We start from the raw sequence: 19,124 nt of genomic DNA on the forward strand, positions 1-19,124 counted from the left end.
AGGCCGCCATGGCTCGCCAGAAGACAATCATCACCTGCGCCGTCACCGGGGCGATCCACACGCCCTCCATGTCGGATGCGCTGCCCTATACCTATGACGACATCGCCACCCAGGCCGTTGAAGCGGCCGAGGCCGGCGCCTCGATCCTGCACCTGCACGCCCGCGACAACGAGACCGGCGCACCCTCGGTCGATGTGAAGGACTTCCAGCCCTTCCTGCCGCGCATCAAGCAGGCGACGGATGCGGTGGTGAACATTTCGACCGGCGGTTCGCTGTCGCTGTCGATCCAGGACCGGATCACCCCGGCCAAGACGTTTTCGCCCGAGATGTGTTCGATGAACATGGGGAGCATGAATTTCTCCTTCCACCCGCTGGCCAAGCGCTATGGCGACGACGACTGGAAATTCGACTGGGAGAAGGAGTATGTCGCGGGTTCCGACGGCAATATCTTCCGCAACACCTTCCGCGACATCAAGGAGGCCGCCGACACGCTGGCGCCGCATGACATCAAGTTCGAGCATGAATGTTATGACGTCGGTCACCTCTACAACCTGAAATTCTGCATGGATATCGGGCTGTTCAAGGCGCCGGTTTTCATCCAGTTCATCTTTGGCATCCTCGGCGGCATCGGCCCCGAGGTCGACAACCTGGTGTTCATGAAGCGCACCGCCGACCGGCTCTTCGGCGACGATTACCGCTGGTCGGTGCTGGGCGCGGGCGGATCGCAGATGTCGCTGGCCACCACCGCCAGCCAGATGGGCGGCAACGTGCGCGTCGGGCTGGAGGACAGCCTGTTTCTGTCGCGCGGCAAGCTGGCCGAGAGCAACGCCGCGCAGGTCGCCAAGATCCGCCGCATCGTCGAGGACCTGGGCTGCGAGGTCGCCACGCCGGACGAGGCGCGCGAGATCCTCGCGCTCAAGGGCGGCGACCGGGTGAATTTCTGAGAGAGCGAACAGATGCCGCGCATAGACCCGCAAGACCCGACACTGAAAGACCTGCAAGGCCTGCACCTCTGGCACGCGCCGATGTCGAGCTGTTCGCAGCGGGTGCGGATCGTTCTGGCCGAGACCGGGCAGGCGTTTGAAAGCCACCTGATCGATCTGGAAAAGGACGAACACGCCAGCGCGGCATATCAGAAGATCCACCCCAAGGGGCTGGTGCCGGCGCTGGTGGACGATGGCGCGCTGATCATCGAGTCGATCGACATCATCCGCCATCTGGCGCGCCGGAATGACGCGCTGGCCGCCACCGCCAAGCCGGAGCTGCTGGAGATGGCGGATGCGGCGCAGCTCGATCTCAAGCTGCTGACCTTCGAGTTCCTGTTCCGTGCCGCGCCACCGCCGCCGCCAGAAGTGGCCGAGGCCTTTCAGGCACGGCACCAAAACGCCTGGCTCAAGCAGTTTCGTCGCGATTTCGCCGCCGGCTTCGACCGGGACCGCATCGAGGCCGCGGTGCGCCGGACCGACGCAGGCTTTGCCCAGCTCGACGCGCTCTTGGCGGACGGGCGGGATTATCTGGCGGGCGCGGATTTCTCGCTGGCCGATATTGCCTGGATGCCGAACCTGCACCGGATGGACCTGATGGGCTGGCCCTACGCCCGCAGGCCGCATCTGAAAGCCTGGTTCGACAGGGTCTCGCAACGGCCGAGTTATCGCTCCGCGCTCGAGGCATGGGAGCATGCGCAGACGGTCGAGGCCTTCGCGGCCTACACAGCGAAACGCCGGGAGGAGGGCACCGATATCCGCAGCTTTGGCGGATTGGAGGACTGAGGATTGAAGACGGTGTGACCACACCGCAAGCTGGTCGCAAAACGGGAGAGAGAACATGACACTGAAACTTGCACTTGTGGCCTCGGCGCTGGTTGTCGCCGGCAGCGCCGCCACCGCCAAGACCCGGCTCTTGGTCAACTGCTTCTGGCCATCGAGCCATTTCGCCTGTTCCGAGGTGCTGCCCAACTGGATCGACGAGGTCGAGCGCGTGACCGAGGGCCGCGTAACGGGCATCATCCCGCCGAAATCGGTGGCGCCGCCGCCCGAGCAGCTGGCCGCCGTGGAAAAGGGCATCGCCGACGTCTCCGTCATGTTCAACGGCTTCTTCGGGGACGGGGTGCAGGGCCCCCGGGTCGCGATGCAGCCCTTTGTCGCCATCAGGGGCGCCGAAACTATGTCCAGGGCGCTCTGGGCCACCAACCGGAAATACTTCCCCGACGAGGTGAGCACGGTGCACCTGCTGTCGCAGTTCGTGATCTCGCCGGGCGAGCTTTACAGCCAGACCGACACGCCGATCACCACGCTCGAGGATCTGGCCAACCGCAAGATGTGGGTGCTGCCCGGGCCGCTTGCCGCGATCACCAAGGAGCTGGGCACCGGCGTCGTCGCAACCCCGGCGGTGAAATCCAACGAGATCATTTCGCGCGGCGTTGTCGATGGCCATCTCGGGCTTGATCCGCAGGCGGTGGAGGCGTTCCAGCTCTTGCCCTACACCAAGTCGACGACGCGATTGTCACAGCCGATCTACGCGACCTCCTTCTCGGTTTTTGCCAACAGCGACAAATGGGCCGAGATCTCGCCCGAGGATCAACAGGCGATCATGAGCGTTTCGGGCGACGTGCTTGGCGCGGCCTTTGGCAAGCGCTGGGACGAGGCGGCGGCGCAGGGCGAGGCTGCCTATGAAGGCGCGGGCCTTCAGGTGATCATGGCCGATCCGGCTTTCGAACAGGCGCTGATGGAGGCCTCGGCCTTTGTCACCGAAGGCTGGCTCAAGGCGGCCGGCGACACCGGCATCGACGCGCAGGCGGCGCTCGATTTCTACCGCAGCCAGCTTGACGGGGCGATGAACTGATGACCCGGCCGACAGACAGACACGCGGGCGCGGGCGTTCTCGCGCAGATCGTCAGGGGGCTGGAGATCTTTTCCAGCGCCGTGCTGGCGCTCATGATGCTGCTGACCTTCGTCGATGTCGTCGGCCGCTATCTCCTCGGCGCGCCGATCTTCGGGGCGTCGGAAATGATCTCGGTGATGCTGGCGCTGGTGATCTTTGCCGGCCTCGGCATCGCCAATGCCCGCGACAAGCACATCGTGGTCGAACTCATCGACGCCCGCGTCCGCGCCGTGGCACCGCGTGTCTATGACATCGCGGTGCAGGGGCTGTCGCTCTTCGTGATGTGCCTGATCGTCTATGTGCTGTTCGAGGCCGCCCTGCATGCCGCCGAAACGAATTCGCGCACCATCGTGCTGGAATGGCCGCTGTCCTCGATTTTCGGCGTGGTCGCGGCCCTGGCGGCGCTGAGCGTGGTCTGCCAGGTGCTGGGCCTGATGACCGGGGCAGGGCGCCACGACGATCATCTGGAGGATCTGTGATGGCCACCGCATTGATCGGTTTCGCCGCCCTTCTGGGGCTCTGCTTCCTGGGCTTCCGGGTGGGCTTTGCCACGCTGGTGGTGGGCTTCGTCGGCTTCGGTTTGCAACGCGGGTTCGAGGCGTCGCTGGCGATGGTCGGCCAGCAGGTTCTGGAAGACAGCATGAACTACAATCTCAGCGTCATTCCGCTCTTTATCCTGATGGGCGTCTTCATCGTGCATGCGCGGATTTCGAAAGATCTCTACGACGCGGCTTATGCCGGTCTCGGACGTTTCCGCGGCGGGTTGGCGCTGGCCACGGTGCTGGCGGCGGGGGGCTTTTCCGCGGTCTGCGGCTCGACGTTGGCGACGGCGGCGACGATGGCCAAGGTCGCGATGCCGCCGATGAAGACCTATCGCTATTCGGACCGCCTCGCCTCGGGCACCATCGCGGCGGGCGGCACGCTGGGCATCATGATCCCGCCCTCGGTGCCCTTGGTAATCTACGGGCTGATCGCCGAGCAGGACATCGGCCTTCTGTTTATCGCCGGTATCCTTCCGGGGCTCTTGCTGGTCACGCTGTTCATGATCTGCGTCGGCATCGTGGTGCGCCGCGATCCGCTGGCCGCCCCCGAGGCGCCGCCGCTGGAGCCGGCGCGCAGGACAGCGGCCATTCGCGGCACGCTGCCGGTGCTGATCCTTTTCTTCGTGGTGCTGGGCGGCATCTATACCGGTGCCTTCACTGCGACCGAGGCTTCGGGCATCGGCGCCTTCGGGGCAGCCGTGATCGCCGTTCTGCGCGGCAACCTGCGGACCTTGGGCGAATGGAAGGACTGCCTGTCCGACGCCACCGTGACCACCGCGACGATCTTTATCGTGCTGCTCGGCGCCATCGTCTTTTCGCAGTTCATCAATCTGAGCGGCATGCCCTATGATCTGCTCGACCTTGTGGACGCATGGGAGCTGTCGCCGTTCCAGCTGGTGCTGTTTGTCTGCGTGATCGCCATCCTGATGGGCATGGTGTTCGAGGCGATCGGCATCCTCGTGCTGCTGGTGCCGGTGTTCCTGCCGGCCTTGCAGATCAGCGGCATCGACATGATCTGGTTTGGCATCCTCGTGGTGCTGGTGTCCGAGATCGGGTTGATCACCCCGCCCATCGGCATGAACGTCTTTGTGGTGAAGTCGGTGCTGCCCGACGTCCGCCTCGGCGCGATCTTCCGGGGCGTGACGCCCTATATCATCGCGCTGGTCGCGGGGCTGGTTCTCGTCCTGGTGTTCCCGCCGATTGCCACCTTCCTTCCCGGACTGATGAGATAAGTACATGACAAAGATCAAGAACATCCTCTTCATCATGGCCGATCAACTGCGCTGGGATTACCTGTCCTGTTACGGCCATCCGCATTTGGACACGCCCAACATCGACAAGCTGGCCAGCAAAGGCCTGCGTTTCGACCGGGCCTATGTGCAATCGCCGGTCTGCGGCCCGTCGCGCGCCTCGACCTACACCGGCCGCACGGTGTTCAGCCACGGGGCCACCTGGAACCGGGTGCCGCTGCCCCTGGGCGAGTTGACGCTGGGCGACTACCTGCGCCCGCAGGGCGTGACGACGGCGGTGGTCGGCAAGACCCATATGGTGCCCGACCGCGAAGGCATGGCGCGGCTCGGGGTGGAGGCAGGCGGTGACATCGGCATCAAGGTCAGCCAGCCGGGATTCGACCCCTACGAGCGTGACGACGGGCTGCACCCGGATGGCGTGCTCGCGGCCAAGGGGGGCAAGCTGCGCTACAACGACTGGCTGCGTGACAAGGGCTATGCGGGCGACAACCCCTGGGATCGTTGGGCCAATTCCGCCGAGGGACCGGAGGGCGAACTGCTCTCGGGCTGGCATCTGAAGAATTCGAACCTGCCGGCGCGGGTCAGGGAAGAGCATTCCGAAACCGCCTATATGACCATGCGCGCCCGGGAATTCATCGAGGAGATGGGCGATCAGCCCTGGCTCTGCCACCTCAGCTATATCAAGCCGCATTGGCCCTATATCGCCCCGGCGCCGTATCACGACATGTATGGCCCCGAGAGTTTTCTACCGCTCCATCGCAGCGCGGAGGAGCGCGCCGACCCCAATCCGGTCTATGCGGCATTCATGGGCATGGAGGTCAGCGAGACCTTCTCGAAACAGGGCGCGCGCGAGGTTGTGCTGCCGGCCTACATGGGGCTGATCAAGCAGATCGACGACCATCTCGGGCGGCTCTTTGACTGGCTGGAAGAGACCGGGCGCGATCGCGACACGATGATCGTGCTGACCTCGGACCATGGCGATTACCTTGGCGATCACTGGATGGGCGAGAAAGAGCTGTTTCATGAGTGCTCGGTGCGGGTGCCGCTGATCATCTGCGATCCGCGCCCCGAGGCGGATGCCACGCGCGGCACCGCCTGCGATGCGCTGGTCGAGGCCATCGATCTGGTGCCCACCTTCCTCGAGGCCACCGGCGCGCCGCCGGCCGATCACCGGCTGGAGGGGCGGTCGCTGATGCCGCTCTTGCAGGGCGAGACACCCGAAGACTGGCGCGACGCGGTGCTGTCGGAAATCGACTATGCCTTCTATGCCGCGCGCGAGACGCTGGACGTCGGCCTGTCGGAGGCCCGCGCCTACATGCTGCGCAGCGAGCGGTGGAAATACGTATATTACCGGGGCTTTCCGCCGCAACTTTTCGATCTTGAGAATGATCCCGAGGAATTCCGCGATCTGGGCCGGGATCCGGCCTATCAGGCCGAGCGGGACCGGATGCAGGCGGCGCTGCTCGACCGGCTCACGGCGCGCAAGAACCGGGTGACCATGACCGACGCCGGGGTGCGCGCGATGCGGCGCGACGAAGACGAATCCGGCATCATGATCGGCAAATGGGGGGCGTGAACCGCGCGACGATCAGGCCCTAGGCTGGCCGCGGCGCGCTCAGGCCTCGGTGTCGAGCCAGATGGTGACCGGACCGTCGTTGACAAGGCTGACCTGCATGTTGGCGCCGAAACGTCCGGTTTCGGTGGCAATGCCCTCACCGCGCAGCGCGGCGGCGAACGCCTCGTAAAGTGCCGCGCCGGTTTCAGGCGCGGCGGCGGCGGAAAAGCCGGGGCGGTTGCCGCGGCGGGTATCTGCGGCGAGGGTGAACTGGCTGACGACAAGCGCCGTGCCGCCGATATCCGTGACCGAACGGTTCATCTTGCCGGCCGCGTCGGGAAAGATGCGCAGGCGGGCGGCTTTGGCGGCCAGCTTTCCGGCCTCGGCCTCAGTGTCGCCCTGCATGGCGCAGACCAGGATCATCAGCCCCGGGCCGCATTGGCCGAGGACGTCGCCATCGACCGTCACCTGGGCTTCGCGCACCCGTTGCAGCAGCGCCCTCACGCCAGTTCGTGCGCCCAGGGCGGATTGGCGCCGGCGCGGCTGACAGTGACCGCGGCGGCGCGCATGCCGAGCGCGATCGCCGGTTCCAGGTCGGCCAGCGTGGCCTGCTTGAAGGCCTGTTTGGTGGCAAGACCCTGCTGGTGCAGGCCGGCCAGCATGCCGGCGTTGAAGGTGTCGCCGGCGCCGACGGTATCGACCACCTCGACCTTGGTGGTGGGCAGGTCGAGGCTGCCCTCGGCGTTCTGCGCCAGCACGCCTTCGCCACCACGGGTCATCAGCACCAGGCCCACCCCCTTGTCGGTCAGCGCCTTCGGGTCGGTGCCGCCGGTGAGCCAGACGAGGTCCTCATCCGAGACCTTGACCACATCGGCCACCGCCAGCATCCGGTCGAGCCGGGCGCGATAGCGGGCCTCGTCGCGGATGAACCCGGGGCGGATGTTGGGATCGATCATGATCAGGCGGCTGTCGGCCTCGCGGATGGCGAGCGCCGCATAGGTGTCGCCGCAGGGTTCGACCGGCAGGCTGATGCCGCCAAAGAACAGCGCCGTCACCGCCGCAGGCACCGCGGGCAGGTCAGACTGCGCGAGCATGCGGCCGGCGGTGTTTTCATCGTAGAAGGCATAGGTGGCATGCCCATCCTTCAGCGTCACGAACGCCAGGGTCGTGGGCCGGTCACTGCGCGGGGCCAGAGCGGTATCCACCTTGGAGGCCACCAGATCGGCCTCGAGCAGCTGGCCGAACATGTCCGAGCTGAGCCCGCCGAAATAGCCCGCCGGAGCCTCGAGACGGCCAAGGGCGATCGCCGTGTTGTAGACCGCGCCGCCGGTATGTGGCGCGAATGCCGGCTCATCGAGGGTCGATGTGCGCGGCAACATGTCGATCAGCGATTCTCCGCAGCAGAGGATCATGAGGCAATTCCTGTATCCGGGGGTAAATTGTTTGCGCTAACTGTGACGTATTCGGCCCCTGCGCGCAAGCGCTCTCGGGGTGTGGGACGCCATGCCGCAACCGCTGTTGCGGAAATTTCCGGCCGGATGTGGCATAGTGCCGGGCACCGGAAGGACCACGGAATGCGTGCGGTCAGGGAGTGGATCGACCCGTTACGAATTTCCGCCTGGCCAGGGGAGCTTGCGCTGGCAAGGCGGCGTCGGCCTTCCGGTACGGGCTGACGTGCCCCGGGGAGGTGCGTCAGCCTATTGTTGCGAGATTGCCCAGAGATAGCCCAGCCCTCCTGCCAGGATGAGACCGATGACGACGGCGATGGCGATCTTGATCGCCGACCAGGGGCGTTCGCCCTGCACCCGGCCGGTGCGGCCGTTGACGACGAAACGATAGGTCTGGCCGCGATATTTGTAGGCGGCCAGCCAGACCGGCAGCAGGATATGCTTGAAGGTGATGTCGTCGACCGTGGTGTCGATGTCGGTGATGCGCTGGCGGTCGCCGCCGATGTCGAATTTCACATCGCGCTGAATCATCCTGTCCATCTGCACACGCGCCTCGGCAAAGCCATCGGCCAGCTCGACCGCATAGCCCTCGGCCCGGAACCCGGCCAGGAATTCGGGACGGTAGGGTTCGAGCGCGGCCAGATCCCAGGGTTCGAGATTGTCGGTATAGCGCTTGGGCAGCGAACGCGAGGCCAGCACCAGTACATCGTCGAAAAACCGCGCCACCCGGCCCGAGACCGCGCGCCAGCGCACCTTCTGCACCCGCTGGGTGACGCGCTTGCCGTTGCGGGTGACGGTGCGGCTTTCGTAATAGACCGTGCCGCGCTGGCCTCGATACGAGGATTTGGTATCGGCATCGAAAGTCCAGTAGGGGACATAGATACCATCCATCCTGCGGCCCTTGCGGGCGTATTGCTGCAAGCCGTTGGGCGCGAACCAGAGTTTGCCCAGCCAGTCGGTCATCGCCTTGTGCGCCTGGCGTTCCTCGAGCGCGAAGGGCAGCAATCCGCGCGGCTTGATATGGCGATGGGTGCCGGTGTCGATCACCACGGGGGTGGCGCAGAACGGGCATTCCCGGGCATGGACGTCGGCGTCGAATTCGACCTGGGCGCCGCAATTGGGGCATGTCGAAACGCGGGTTTCCTCGATCTCCTCCTGCGGCAGTCGTTGCGCCAGGGCCGCTTCGAAATCCAGTTCGCGCAGGGCGGCGCCGCCCCAGGGGCCGATGGCGATCTCGGCGCTGTTGCCACAATGGTCGCATGTCAGCCCGCCGGTGGCCGGATCGAACCGCATGTCGGCGCCGCATTCATCGCAGGCAAAGCGGTGTTCGGCTTCGGGGGCCGGCGGAGGAGAGAGCGTGTCGGTCATGCGGGGGCTTTCGCGAAGGATGACAGGGCGGAACTTGCCATATTTTCGACCGGGGAAGCAACGTGTTACAGCCCGCTGCTCACAGCGCCAGCTTGTAAGAGCAGCTCACCGCCAGCACCTCGATCTGGGTCTCGACAAAGGCAAACCCCAGGACATCCTCGAGCAGGGTCCGGAGCAATCCGCCTTCGGTCGTGCCGGGCTTGCCGAGATTGTCCTGCGAGACCGCCAGCGCCTCGGTGACGGGGTCCAGCAGATTGCCCAGGCCACGGGCGGATGATGCCAGGACGCATCCGGTCAGAAGACGGCAGGCGTGGTCGGAAGCCTTGCCCCCGGTCTCGGCCCGGAAGGCGCCGATGAGATCGGCCACCGCGCCGGTGATCTGTTGCAGGCCGTGGACATCGATCTGATAGTGGTCGGCGCGGATTTCCTTGACCTTGCCCTGCGCCACCTCGTCATGGGTAAATCTGATCCGGGTATCGCTGCTTTCCATCAGCTTGAGCGATTTGACCGGGGCCAGCGGTCTGTCGAGTGGCAGGCCCAGCAGGCGCAACGAGGCGTCCACGTTCAGCAATTCGGCGGTCACCGGCGCGAAGACGGCGGCGGTGTCCGTGCCGACGCGACTGCACTGGCGGCCCTGGGCGGCCAGCGTGGCGGTGCTGTTGGCCAGGTTGATCCCGAGACTGAGCCGCAGCAGCGACGACAGATGCAGCCCGTCGACGGCAATCCGGATCTGCGCGCTCTGGGCGCGGGCGTCCCGGCTTCCGGGGTGTGCCCCCAGCACGATCACGCGGGGTTCGGAAATCTGTACGCTGATCCCGGCGCCGGCAAAGGTTCCAAGCGATAGCCGCGCGTCGAGATCGACGATCCGCGCGCCAAGGACTTCCAGCGCGCCAAAGACCACATCCGAGATATGCAGCTCAAGCGGCGGAAGCAGCGTGTTGGTGACCTGCACCTCGCGCAGCCCGGGCGCGAGGTGCAGGAAGTCGCCCAGCCGCAGCCGCTCCGAGGCAAAGACCGGGGCCGCCAGCTCTGCCGCCAATCCGGTCTGGCCATAAGCCGCCTCGAGAATGTCGATCAGCGGCAATTCTGCGTCGAGAATGTCGCCATAGGTGGTATCGGGTGCCAGCAGTTCGCCCCTGAGCGCCAATTGGTTCATCAGACTCACGGCGTTGATACGAAGCCCGTGACCGGAACACAGAAGATCCATGTCGGCCCCCAGCAGCGGTTCGAGCAGACCGTTCAGAAGCCGCAGCGAGAGCAGGCAGTTTGACAGGGCAAAGCTGACCCGCGGGTCGACCACGGCCACCGCCGACCGGGTGACAAGCGGCGGCGCGTCGCGCAGGAAGAAGCGGCCGAGAACCGGGAAGCGCGCCGGCGAGGTCGCCACCACCTTGACCGCGGTGACACCATCGAGGTGCGACTGGTCCGGGTTGGCGACGAAGTCCCCGGCCGCCAGACGCCCGAACAGGATGTGATCGGCCGCCGGCGGGCGGATGTCGTAGATCTCGGATTGCACCAGCGTCCGCGCGGCGGCGGCGCGGGTTGTCGAGGCGGTGGAGAGGTTGCGCACCCCCGACAGCGCCGCAAGGTCGGCCTGCGACTGCACCGCCTTGCGCTGCGCGTTCAGGTCGGACAGGTCGATGGCAATGCCGGCCACCATGATCATTGCCGGCAGGAGAATGGCCATCACCACGCTCAGAAAGCCATCTTGGCACCGGAAAAAGCGGGCAAGCGGGCGAGAGAGGGAAGCGTTTGCGATACGACCTTGCATGGCGACCTCTTACAGAACGATCTGCGCGGAACGTTCGATCTGTTTCAGCTCGACGCCGAAAACCTGGACCGCACGATCGAGAAAGCTGCCGTCAATCGAATAGGACAGGGTGACCCTGCCCAGGGTCCGGCCGTCATCGATCTGGCAGGTCAGAGATTGCACCTGGGCCGGGTCGATGAAGGTAAGCTGACCGGTCACTTTTTCGAGCATGTCGGCCTGGAGCCAGGCACAGACCGCCTCCGGCTCGAGTCCGAGATCGATGTATTTCAACGATTGTCGCGTCAGGTCATGAGCGGCCTGCTGGACTTCGCTTGTGGTGGCAATATGGATCGCGAGGGAAACAAACATCACGACCACCAGCATGATTGCGGTCAGAATGATCGAGAATTCGACACTCACACTTCCGCATTCATCGTTTCGAAATTTGGAAAGTCGGGTCTTGAGGGGGGGATAAGGCATTTTCTGTCCTTATGGTACAAATACTATGGAATAACTCGTCTTATGGGGGAGTTTTGGACAAGGAATTGCGGCTCAAATCGGGCGAAATTGGGCACTTTTCAGGTAGGAAGAACTCTGGAATGCGACGCCTTCCTTGTGCGGCAACAATTTTTATGTTTTTTAACAATGACTTGGATGTTATCAGGCAGGCCTGCGCGGTCTGCGGATTAATCGGAAAATGAGGTGCTTCGAAAAGGTAAACAATTTATGCAACTTTTGAGAGATAAATCTCTCTACGACTTTGGTGCCTGTTAATTGATCAGAATAAATTTCCAAAGCCCATTGGCCGCGAATGAGAATCGGATCGTCGAATCACGGGAGTGGACTGCGGGAAATAATTCCGGAGCCTGGCCGGTCGCTCCCGGGCGCGTGACGGGCGAATGCGCGCCCGCAAGAGGCGCGGCCAGGCTCCGGGGCGGGCCCGGCCGCGCCGTGCAAGGATCAGTGTCCGGGTGGCGGCGGCGGCAGGATGGTAAAGAGCTGCGCCAGCTCCTGCACGTCTTCGGCGCGTTTCCAGCCGTCCTGACCGGCGGTCCAGACATAGGTTTCGCGGGTGATCTCCCCGTCCTGGGCCATGCGGCCAAGACGCGCCTTGGAGAAGGGGCCCTTGGTCTGGCCGCCCTCGGCGATGTGCCAGACGTGTTCGACCGGCGGCGGCGGGGGCGGCGCGGCGGGACTGGCGGCGGGCTGCTGGCCCCAGGAGCCTTGCGAGCCCGCCATCTGCTGCGCCATCGCCATGCCCATTCCCATGCCGAGACCGGCGCCCATGCCACCGCCGCCGCCGGGGTTGGATGCCGCCTTGGTCATCGCTTCGGCGGCGGAATACTGGGTGAACTTGCCGAGATCGCCGGCGAGACCCATCGAGGTGCGCTTGTCGAGCGCTTCCTCGACCGCCGGCGGCAGCGAGATGTTCTCGATGTAGAACTCGGGGATCTCGAGGCCGTAGCCTGCCACGATCTGGCTGATCTCGGCGGCGATCATCCGGCCGAGATCGGCGGTATTGGCTGCCATGTCGAGCACCGGTATGCCCGATCCGGCAATCACGCGGCTGAATTCCTGAACGATGATGTTGCGGATCTGATAGGAAATCTCGTCCATGGTGAATTCGCCGTCGGTGCCGACGATTTCCGTCATGAAGAGCGCCGGCTCCCTGACCCGCACCGTATAGGTGCCGAAGGCGCGGATGCGGGTGGGGCCGAACTCGGGATCGCGCAGCATGATCGGGTTCTTGGTGCCCCACTTCAGATCGGTGAAGCGGGTGGTGTTGACGTAGTAGATCTCGGATTTGAACGGGCTTCTGAAGCCGTGATCCCAGTGCTGCAAGGTCGTCATGATCGGCATGTTGTTGGTCTCGAGCATGTAGAGACCGGGGGTGAAGACATCTGCCAGTTGGCCCTCGTGCACGAACACCGCCGCCTGGCCCTCGCGTACCGTCAGCTTGGCGCCATACTTGATCTCATGGCCCTCGCGCTCGAAGCGCCAGACCATGGTGTCGCGGGTGTCGTCGGTCCAGTGGATGACGTCGATGAATTCACCGGTGAGGAAATCGAAAATGCCCATCGGGTCTCTCCCTTGGTTCAGCGAAAGTGGTCAGATCAGGTGCTTAGCTCGGTCCGCCGAGCATCTCGTCGGCGATGGTTTCGACAATCGGTTTCGCCTCGTCCCAGGACATGCCGGCGCGGAGCCGGCGGTCATAGAGCATCTTGAGCAAGAGCTCGTCATGGCTGGTCAGCAGGGCAAATTCGTCGTCGTCATTGAAGATCGACGGCCGGGCGCGCGGGCTGTCATTGGCCAGGCCCAGACCCTGCGCCAGCTCCTCGTGCACGCAGCTCTTGCGCAGGAGCGAGGGGTGTTCGGCGCGGATCAGGGCGATCGACTTGGCGTATTCGTGGCCGCCCGGCTCGGAGGAAAAGGCGATCACAAGGCAATGGATCGAGCGCGGCAGGCTGCGAAAGATGTCGAGCGCGTTCCGGTTGATGTTGGGCACGATCTCCTTGACCCGGGCGGGCAGGCGATCGCCGTCATCCTCGGACATGTAGAGCACGTAGTAATTGGGATCCCTGTCGGTCATCGTGATCGGATGGCCGGTGACGCGGGACAGCCGCGCGGCATAGCGGGCAACCTCGGCCCGGTCTATTGCCTGCTGCGCCTCCGGCACGGTGCGGCCGAACTCGACCGACATGCGGATTGGCTGGCCCCAGCGTTTGAGCCGGCTGGCACCGCCACGGCCCGAGCGCAGCCCGGCGCCGCGCACGTATTCATCGAAAAACGCGATCCGTTCGAAATTGTCGATCAGCATGCGGCGGCTGAACTCGGTGTCCGGGCCGCCGCCATCGGTGCGCAGCAGGCCCTGGGCCACCAGCTCGGTTTCGACCTGGGTATAATAGGCCGCGAGCTTTCGGCTGTCGTCCGAAGGGGTGGTCGGGCGCGCGGTCTCGGGCGGCTTGGGCGAGACAGGCGTGACGGGGCGGTCAGGCGGGACGGGCACCGGATCGACCGGGGTGGTGCAGGCCGACAGCGTCAGGGCGCCGGCAGCCACCGCACAGAGGAAAAGGCGCCCGACCATGCGCTCAGGCCGCCGGAACGGCGGTGCCGGCGGTGTCGCCCAGCCCGGTTTTTTTCGCCTTGGCCGCAGCCAGGGTGTCGCGCAGCTCTTGTTCCATGCGTTGCAGCTCCTCTTCGGCGTCGGCGCGGCGCGCCTTGCCTTCGTCGGCGATTTGCAGGCTTTCCTGGATGGTGCCGATCAGATCGGCATTGGCCTGTTTCACCGCTTCGATGTCAAACACCCCGCGCTCCATTTCCTCGCGGATCACCTTGTTCGAGTCCCGCAGGTTCTTGGCGTTGGCGGTCAGCAGCTCGTTGGTCAGGTCATTGGCCTCGCGCACCGCGGCGGCGGCCTCGGCCGAGCGCTGGATCGTCACCGCCTGCGCCAGCTGGGTTTCCCAGAGCGGCACTGTGTTGACGAGGGTCGAGTTGATCTTGGTCACCAGCGACTTGTCGTTCTCCTGCACCAGCCGGATCGAGGGCAGGGATTGCATGGTCACCTGGCGGGTCAGCTTGAGGTCGTGCACCCGGCGTTCGAGATCGTCGCGCGCGGCGCGCAGGTCGCGCAGCTCCTGCGCCTGCATCACCTGGCTGTCCTCGGGTGCCGCCTTGACCTCGGCCTCCTTGGCCGGGATCACCGTGTCATCCAGCTCTTTCAGCTTTTCCTCGCCCGCGGCGATATAAAGCGCCAGCTCGTCATAGAAATTCAATGTCTTTTCATACAGCATGTCGAGAGACTTGATGTCTTTCAACAGCTTGTGTTCGTGTTCGAGCAGATTGCCGGTCACCCGGTCGATCTGGCCCTGCACCTCTTCGAAGCGGGCGGTGAATTTGGCAAAAGGCGCGGCGCGGCCGATCAGTTTTTCCCACCAGCTCCGTTCGCGGCGCACATCAAGCTCCGACACCGAAAAGCCGCGGATCGTGGTCACGATAGAGCGCAGCGAGTCGCCGGCCGGCCCCACGTCCTTGTTGCGCACGTCCTGCAACATCGCCTGAGAGATTTCCTGAAGCTCGGCCTGGGCCGCCGATCCGAACGCGACGATGGAATTGGTGTCGTCCATGTCGATCTCGTCCATGCGCTGGCGGATTTCGCTGCTCACGGTGGGATCGGCCTGCTCCAGAGACACGATTTCCTGTGCTTGTCTCGGCTCGGGCAGGACCACGGCGCTCACCTCTTCTACCAGGGCCAAATCCTGTTTGGCCTTCTCTCTCACATTGTCCGACATGGGTTTGTCCTTCCCCGGTTAAACTGTCTCGGGCTCAGTCGAGCCGCACCCCTTCGCGCTGCAAACGGTCGCGCAGCACGTCTATTTCGATTGCCAGATCGGCGTTGCTGTCGCTCAGCAGCTTGCGTGTCTTGGCGACATAATTCTCTTCCAGATCGGTCAGCAGCATCAGGTAGTCAGATTTCGCCGCCACATCCCGGTCGCGGGCATAGATGTCGGCGAACTTGATCGTCGCGTCGCGGGCACCCATCAGGTAGACGCCGAGATAGCGCCGCGCCGAGGTCAGATCGCGCGGATCCTCCTCGACCGTGCGCAGCATTTCACGCACCGATTGCTGAAACCGTTCGACCCGCGCCTCGAGCCGCGGATCCTGTGCCCGGCGGATCGCGCCCATCATCGCAGCCAGATGCGCCTCGGCCTCGTCGATGACGCGCGCCACCCGGTCCTGCTGAAATTCGTCGACGCCCTCGATCGACTTGTTTCTCAGCGGGTCAGGGCCGAAAGCGGTGATATGCAGCGCCGCCGCGATCACCCCGTAGAGCCCGCTGGCGGCAAAGCCCAGCTCATGGCTCAGCCCGGCCAGTGCGGTGCCGGCGCCGATCAGGAGCGTGCCGAGGATCTTGCGCGGCAGGGCAGGGCGGCGCGCCACCTTGCGCGCGTCATAGGCAGCCTCGGCTTTGAGCCCCTCGCGGGTGAGCCATGCCGCCAATGTCCAGGTGCCGGCGCCGGCAAGTCCCAGCGCCAGCGCCTCGGGGCCCGTGCCGAAAGCGGTGAAGGCCAGAAGCGCGCCGGGCACGAACAGAAGGTTCGACCGGGCGCCGGTGGGGCTTACCGTCGCTTTCAGCGGCCGCAGGTCGGAGGCCGCATCTGTCTTGCCCTTGGGGCTGTAGGTTCCGCCGTATCTCTGCGCCATCACTCGGCCCCCAGCCAGCCGACGGCCACGCCGGACATCAGGAAGAACAGGCAGGCATAAGCCACCTTCTGCACGCCGTTCAGCTTGCCGCCACGATTGCCCGAGGACCAGACGGCCACCGCCACCGCGCCCACCGCAACAATCACCGCGGCCAAAATCAGCAGCGTGACAAACCGGATCATCAAAAAACCCCCTCAACCTCGCTCACAAGATAGGTGATGACAGGCGCCATCGCTAGTGCCGTGCCGCGGTGCGCCGCTCGGCATTGAGCTTGCGGGTATAGCCCGATTGCAGGATTTCCACCGCGAAAAGCACCACAACCGCAAAGTAGAAGGTGGTCTTGGACATCGGGATGATCTCGTAACCAAAGACCTTGAGCGCCAGGGTGTCGTCATGCATCGCATGCGCCGCCGCCTGACCGGCTTCGCCCAGCAGGACCACGCCGACAATCAGCAGGATGAAAAGGCCCAACACTTCGTACATCCGGTTTTTCTCGAGAAACCGCGTCACCCCGTCGGCCAGCACGAGCATCGCCAGACCCGACAACAGGATCGCGGCGGCGAGGATCGGGAAGACATCGGTGATGGCGATGGCCGAGAGCACGGAATCGAAGGAGAAGATCAGGTTCATGGTCACGATCAGCCCGATCACCTGAGCCGCGGATTTGCCGGATTTGCCCTCGATATCGGTCGTCAGATGCTCGATCGACAGCATGTGGCCGATTTCCTTGACTGCGGTGTAGATGATGAACACCCCACCAAGGACAAAGACCAGCGTCGCGAAATTGACGCCGCCGGTCAGCACGCCCTCCCAGTTCAGCACGAAAAACGGCGCGCTGAGCCCGTCGATCAGCCGGATCATCACAAAGAGCAGCACCACGCGCAGAACCACCGCGATGATGATCCCCCAGAAGCGCACCGCCTTTTGGTGCGCCACCGGCGCCCGCTGGCTTTCGATGGAAATATACAGCAGGTTGTCGAACCCGAGCACCGCCTGCAAAAAGCAGAGCATCACCAGATTGCCCAGGTTCTCGATGGTGAGAAGATCGGCCATGGTCCTGAAACCCCTTAAAAATAACGTCGATACTGCATAACGCAGAATCTCATGAATGAACAACGACAGGCAGGGGGAAAAAGGTCCCTGCGGTCTCAGCGAATGCGCTTTCTCCGGGTGCGCTGCGGTTTCGGGCGGTCGGGTTTGGCACCGTCGAGGCCAAGCTGATCGCGCAGGATCTTGCTGCGCACCTCCTCGACCTCGCCGGGCTTGAGCTGGCCAAGCTGGAACGGGCCGTAAGACACCCGGATCAACCGGTTCACGCTGAGGCCGATGCTTTCCATGGCGCGGCGGATCTCGCGGTTCTTGCCTTCGCGCAGCCCGACGGTCAGCCAGGCGTTGGCGCCCTGCTGGCGGTCGATCGAGACGATCATCGGCAGGTAATCGGTGCCGTCGACATGGGCGCCCTTGCGCAGCGGCTCGAGCAGCGCGTCGGTGGGCCGCCCCTTGACCCGCACCCGGTAGCGCCGCAGCCAGCCGGTCGAGGGCAGCTCGAGCTTGCGCTTGATGCCGCCGTCATTGGTCAGCAGCAGCAGGCCTTCGGAATTGAGGTCGAGCCGGCCGACTGACATCACGCGCGGCAGGTCTTCCGGCAGCTCGTCAAAGATCGTCGCCCGCCCCTGGTCGTCCCTGTGCGAGGTCACCAGCCCGGCCGGCTTGTGATAGAGCCAGAGCCGCTCGGGCTCGGGCGCATCCAGCGGCTTGCCGTCGACCTCGATCTTGTCCTTGCCGGTGACGTTGAGCGCGGCCCGGGCGATGATCTCGCCGTTCACGCGCACGCGGCCGGCCTCGATCATGCGTTCCGCTTCGCGCCGCGAGGCGATGCCCGCGCGCGCAAGAACCTTGGCGATCCGGTCGCCTTCAGGGGGTTTCTGAGCCATGCCGCAGCCTTAGTCAGTTGCGCCTTTGCACGCAAGCGGGCAAGAGAGGCCATGACCTTCCGTTCCCACATGGACCTGGCCCTCGAAGAGGCGCGTGCCGCCGGCCGGCGCGGCGAGGTGCCGGTGGGCGCGGTGGTGGTGGCGCCCGACGGCACGGTGGTGGCCCGTGCCGGCAACCGCACTCGCGAGCTCTGTGACCCCACCGCCCATGCCGAGGTGCTGGCCATTCGCGCCGCCTGTGCCGCGCTGGGCTCGGAACGGCTGGTGGGCCATGCGCTTTATGTGACGCTGGAGCCCTGCGCGATCTGCGCCGGCACCATCGCCGCGGCGCGAATCGCCCGGGTCTATTACGGCGCCTCGGACCCGAAATCGGGCGGCGTGGCGCATGGCGCGCGGGTGTTCTCGCATCCCCAGGCGCATCACGCGCCCGAGGTGTATGACGGCATTGCCGCCGAGGCGGCGGAAACCCTGCTCAAATCCTTCTTTGCGGAGCGGCGATGACGCGGCTGATCCTGTTTCACAAACCTTTCGGCGTGCTGTCGCAGTTCACCGACAAGGGTACCGAAGGCACGACGCGCCCGACGCTCTCGGACTTTGTCGATGTGCCCCGGGTCTATCCCGCCGGTCGATTGGATCGCGACAGCGAAGGGCTGTTGCTGCTGACCGACGATGGCAAGCTGCAACACCGCATCGCCCATCCCAGGGCCAAGCAGCCGAAAACCTACTGGGTCCAGGTCGAAGGCCTGCCGGAGCCCGAGGCGCTCGAAGCGCTGCGCCGGGGTGTTACGCTGAAGGACGGCAAGACGCGGCCGGCCAAGGCCCGCCGGATCGAGGCGCCACAGCCACTGTTTGACCGCGACCCGCCGGTCAGGTTTCGCAAATCGGTGCCCGATTGCTGGCTCGAGCTGACCATCACCGAAGGCAAGAACCGCCAGGTGCGCCGCATGACCGCCCATGTCGGCCACCCCACGCTGCGCCTGATCCGGGCGCAGATCGGCCCCTGGCATCTGGGTGGATTGCGGCCGGGGGAATGGCGCGACGCGTGAGTGGCAGAGAGCCGCGCCCCGGCCCCCGCGCCGGGGCCTCTCGCGGCAGAGCTGACCGTGAGGTCCCGGGGCACCCCCGGGACGGGGTCACGTCGGGCCCGGCGTCACGCGCTGGTCGGCCGGGCTTCAGCCCGGCACAGCCCGAACGC

At 64.9% G+C, this 19,124-nt stretch carries 20 protein-coding genes; 8 read left to right on the plus strand and 12 right to left on the minus strand.

Annotated features, from left to right (window positions below; genetic code table 11):
- The first annotated feature begins 8 nt into the window (after positions 1–8).
- Genes BMW90_RS21030 through BMW90_RS21055 form a run of 6 tightly spaced genes read left to right on the plus strand, consistent with a single transcriptional unit; the run spans position 9 to position 6,248 of the window.
- Positions 9–944 carry a 3,5-dioxohexanoate:acetyl-CoA acetone transferase gene (locus BMW90_RS21030; RefSeq protein WP_074838900.1) on the plus strand — a complete coding sequence of 312 codons (936 nt, stop codon included), beginning with the start codon at positions 9–11 and terminating at the stop codon, positions 942–944.
- A 12-nt stretch (positions 945–956) separates the two neighbouring features.
- On the plus strand, positions 957–1,769 hold the full coding sequence (locus BMW90_RS21035) for a glutathione S-transferase family protein (RefSeq protein ID WP_074838903.1): 813 nt from the start codon (positions 957–959) through the stop codon (positions 1,767–1,769).
- A 55-nt stretch (positions 1,770–1,824) separates the two neighbouring features.
- A complete protein-coding gene (locus tag BMW90_RS21040) occupies positions 1,825–2,841 on the plus strand; it encodes a type 2 periplasmic-binding domain-containing protein (protein ID WP_074838905.1) in 1,017 nt (338 codons plus the stop codon).
- On the plus strand, positions 2,841–3,359 hold the full coding sequence (locus BMW90_RS21045; protein WP_048532564.1) for a TRAP transporter small permease: 519 nt from the start codon (positions 2,841–2,843) through the stop codon (positions 3,357–3,359). Before BMW90_RS21040 ends, BMW90_RS21045 begins: the two co-directional genes overlap by 1 nt.
- A complete protein-coding gene (locus BMW90_RS21050; protein WP_074838908.1) occupies positions 3,359–4,654 on the plus strand; it encodes a TRAP transporter large permease in 1,296 nt (431 codons plus the stop codon). Before BMW90_RS21045 ends, BMW90_RS21050 begins: the two co-directional genes overlap by 1 nt.
- A 4-nt stretch (positions 4,655–4,658) precedes the next feature.
- Complete coding sequence (locus tag BMW90_RS21055; RefSeq protein ID WP_074838911.1) at positions 4,659–6,248, plus strand: alkaline phosphatase family protein; 1,590 nt, start codon at positions 4,659–4,661, stop codon at positions 6,246–6,248.
- Between the two features lie 39 nt (positions 6,249–6,287).
- Here BMW90_RS21055 and dtd read toward each other — a convergent pair whose 3' ends face one another.
- The 12 genes from dtd to BMW90_RS21115 form a co-directional block, all read right to left on the minus strand.
- Complete coding sequence (gene dtd / locus BMW90_RS21060) at positions 6,288–6,731, minus strand: D-aminoacyl-tRNA deacylase (RefSeq protein ID WP_074838914.1); 444 nt, start codon at positions 6,729–6,731, stop codon at positions 6,288–6,290.
- Positions 6,728–7,639 carry a carbohydrate kinase family protein gene (locus BMW90_RS21065; RefSeq protein WP_074838916.1) on the minus strand — a complete coding sequence of 304 codons (912 nt, stop codon included), beginning with the start codon at positions 7,637–7,639 and terminating at the stop codon, positions 6,728–6,730. Before BMW90_RS21065 ends, dtd begins: the two co-directional genes overlap by 4 nt.
- Before the next feature lie 285 nt (positions 7,640–7,924).
- The gene (locus BMW90_RS21070; protein ID WP_074838919.1) at positions 7,925–9,043 is read right to left on the minus strand and encodes a TFIIB-type zinc ribbon-containing protein; all 1,119 of its coding nucleotides are present in this window, start codon (positions 9,041–9,043) and stop codon (positions 7,925–7,927) included.
- 79 nt (positions 9,044–9,122) lie between these two features.
- The gene (locus BMW90_RS21075; RefSeq protein ID WP_074838922.1) at positions 9,123–10,730 is read right to left on the minus strand and encodes a Tad domain-containing protein; all 1,608 of its coding nucleotides are present in this window, start codon (positions 10,728–10,730) and stop codon (positions 9,123–9,125) included.
- A 93-nt stretch (positions 10,731–10,823) separates the two neighbouring features.
- Positions 10,824–11,213: a hypothetical protein gene (locus BMW90_RS21080; protein ID WP_048532554.1), complete on the minus strand. Its 390-nt coding sequence runs from the start codon at positions 11,211–11,213 to the stop codon at positions 10,824–10,826.
- Between the two features lie 540 nt (positions 11,214–11,753).
- The gene (locus BMW90_RS21085) at positions 11,754–12,872 is read right to left on the minus strand and encodes an SPFH domain-containing protein (RefSeq protein WP_074838929.1); all 1,119 of its coding nucleotides are present in this window, start codon (positions 12,870–12,872) and stop codon (positions 11,754–11,756) included.
- Positions 12,873–12,915: 43 nt separating this feature from the next.
- The gene (locus BMW90_RS21090; protein ID WP_053083368.1) at positions 12,916–13,878 is read right to left on the minus strand and encodes a DUF2927 domain-containing protein; all 963 of its coding nucleotides are present in this window, start codon (positions 13,876–13,878) and stop codon (positions 12,916–12,918) included.
- Positions 13,879–13,882: 4 nt separating this feature from the next.
- Positions 13,883–15,082, minus strand: a complete 1,200-nt coding sequence (locus BMW90_RS21095) for a toxic anion resistance protein (protein ID WP_074838931.1) — start codon at positions 15,080–15,082, stop codon at positions 13,883–13,885.
- Between the two features lie 34 nt (positions 15,083–15,116).
- Positions 15,117–15,995: a 5-bromo-4-chloroindolyl phosphate hydrolysis family protein gene (locus BMW90_RS21100; protein ID WP_048532550.1), complete on the minus strand. Its 879-nt coding sequence runs from the start codon at positions 15,993–15,995 to the stop codon at positions 15,117–15,119.
- The gene (locus BMW90_RS21105; protein WP_048532548.1) at positions 15,995–16,177 is read right to left on the minus strand and encodes a hypothetical protein; all 183 of its coding nucleotides are present in this window, start codon (positions 16,175–16,177) and stop codon (positions 15,995–15,997) included. The genes BMW90_RS21100 and BMW90_RS21105 overlap by 1 nt, the downstream gene beginning before the upstream one ends.
- 52 nt (positions 16,178–16,229) lie before the next feature.
- Positions 16,230–17,048 (minus strand): TerC family protein, encoded by an 819-nt coding sequence (locus tag BMW90_RS21110; RefSeq protein WP_074838933.1) that lies wholly within the window; start codon positions 17,046–17,048, stop codon positions 16,230–16,232.
- A 95-nt stretch (positions 17,049–17,143) separates the two neighbouring features.
- Positions 17,144–17,929: a pseudouridine synthase gene (locus tag BMW90_RS21115; RefSeq protein ID WP_048532546.1), complete on the minus strand. Its 786-nt coding sequence runs from the start codon at positions 17,927–17,929 to the stop codon at positions 17,144–17,146.
- 51 nt (positions 17,930–17,980) lie between these two features.
- Here BMW90_RS21115 and BMW90_RS21120 point away from each other — a divergent pair, with 51 nt between their 5' ends.
- A complete protein-coding gene (locus BMW90_RS21120) occupies positions 17,981–18,430 on the plus strand; it encodes a nucleoside deaminase (RefSeq protein WP_074838935.1) in 450 nt (149 codons plus the stop codon).
- Positions 18,427–18,975: a pseudouridine synthase gene (locus BMW90_RS21125; protein ID WP_074838938.1), complete on the plus strand. Its 549-nt coding sequence runs from the start codon at positions 18,427–18,429 to the stop codon at positions 18,973–18,975. The genes BMW90_RS21120 and BMW90_RS21125 overlap by 4 nt, the downstream gene beginning before the upstream one ends.
- The last annotated feature ends 149 nt before the right edge of the window (positions 18,976–19,124 follow it).

It is taken from the genome of Marinovum algicola (genome assembly GCF_900109145.1).
Classification (GTDB): domain Bacteria; phylum Pseudomonadota; class Alphaproteobacteria; order Rhodobacterales; family Rhodobacteraceae; genus Marinovum; species Marinovum algicola.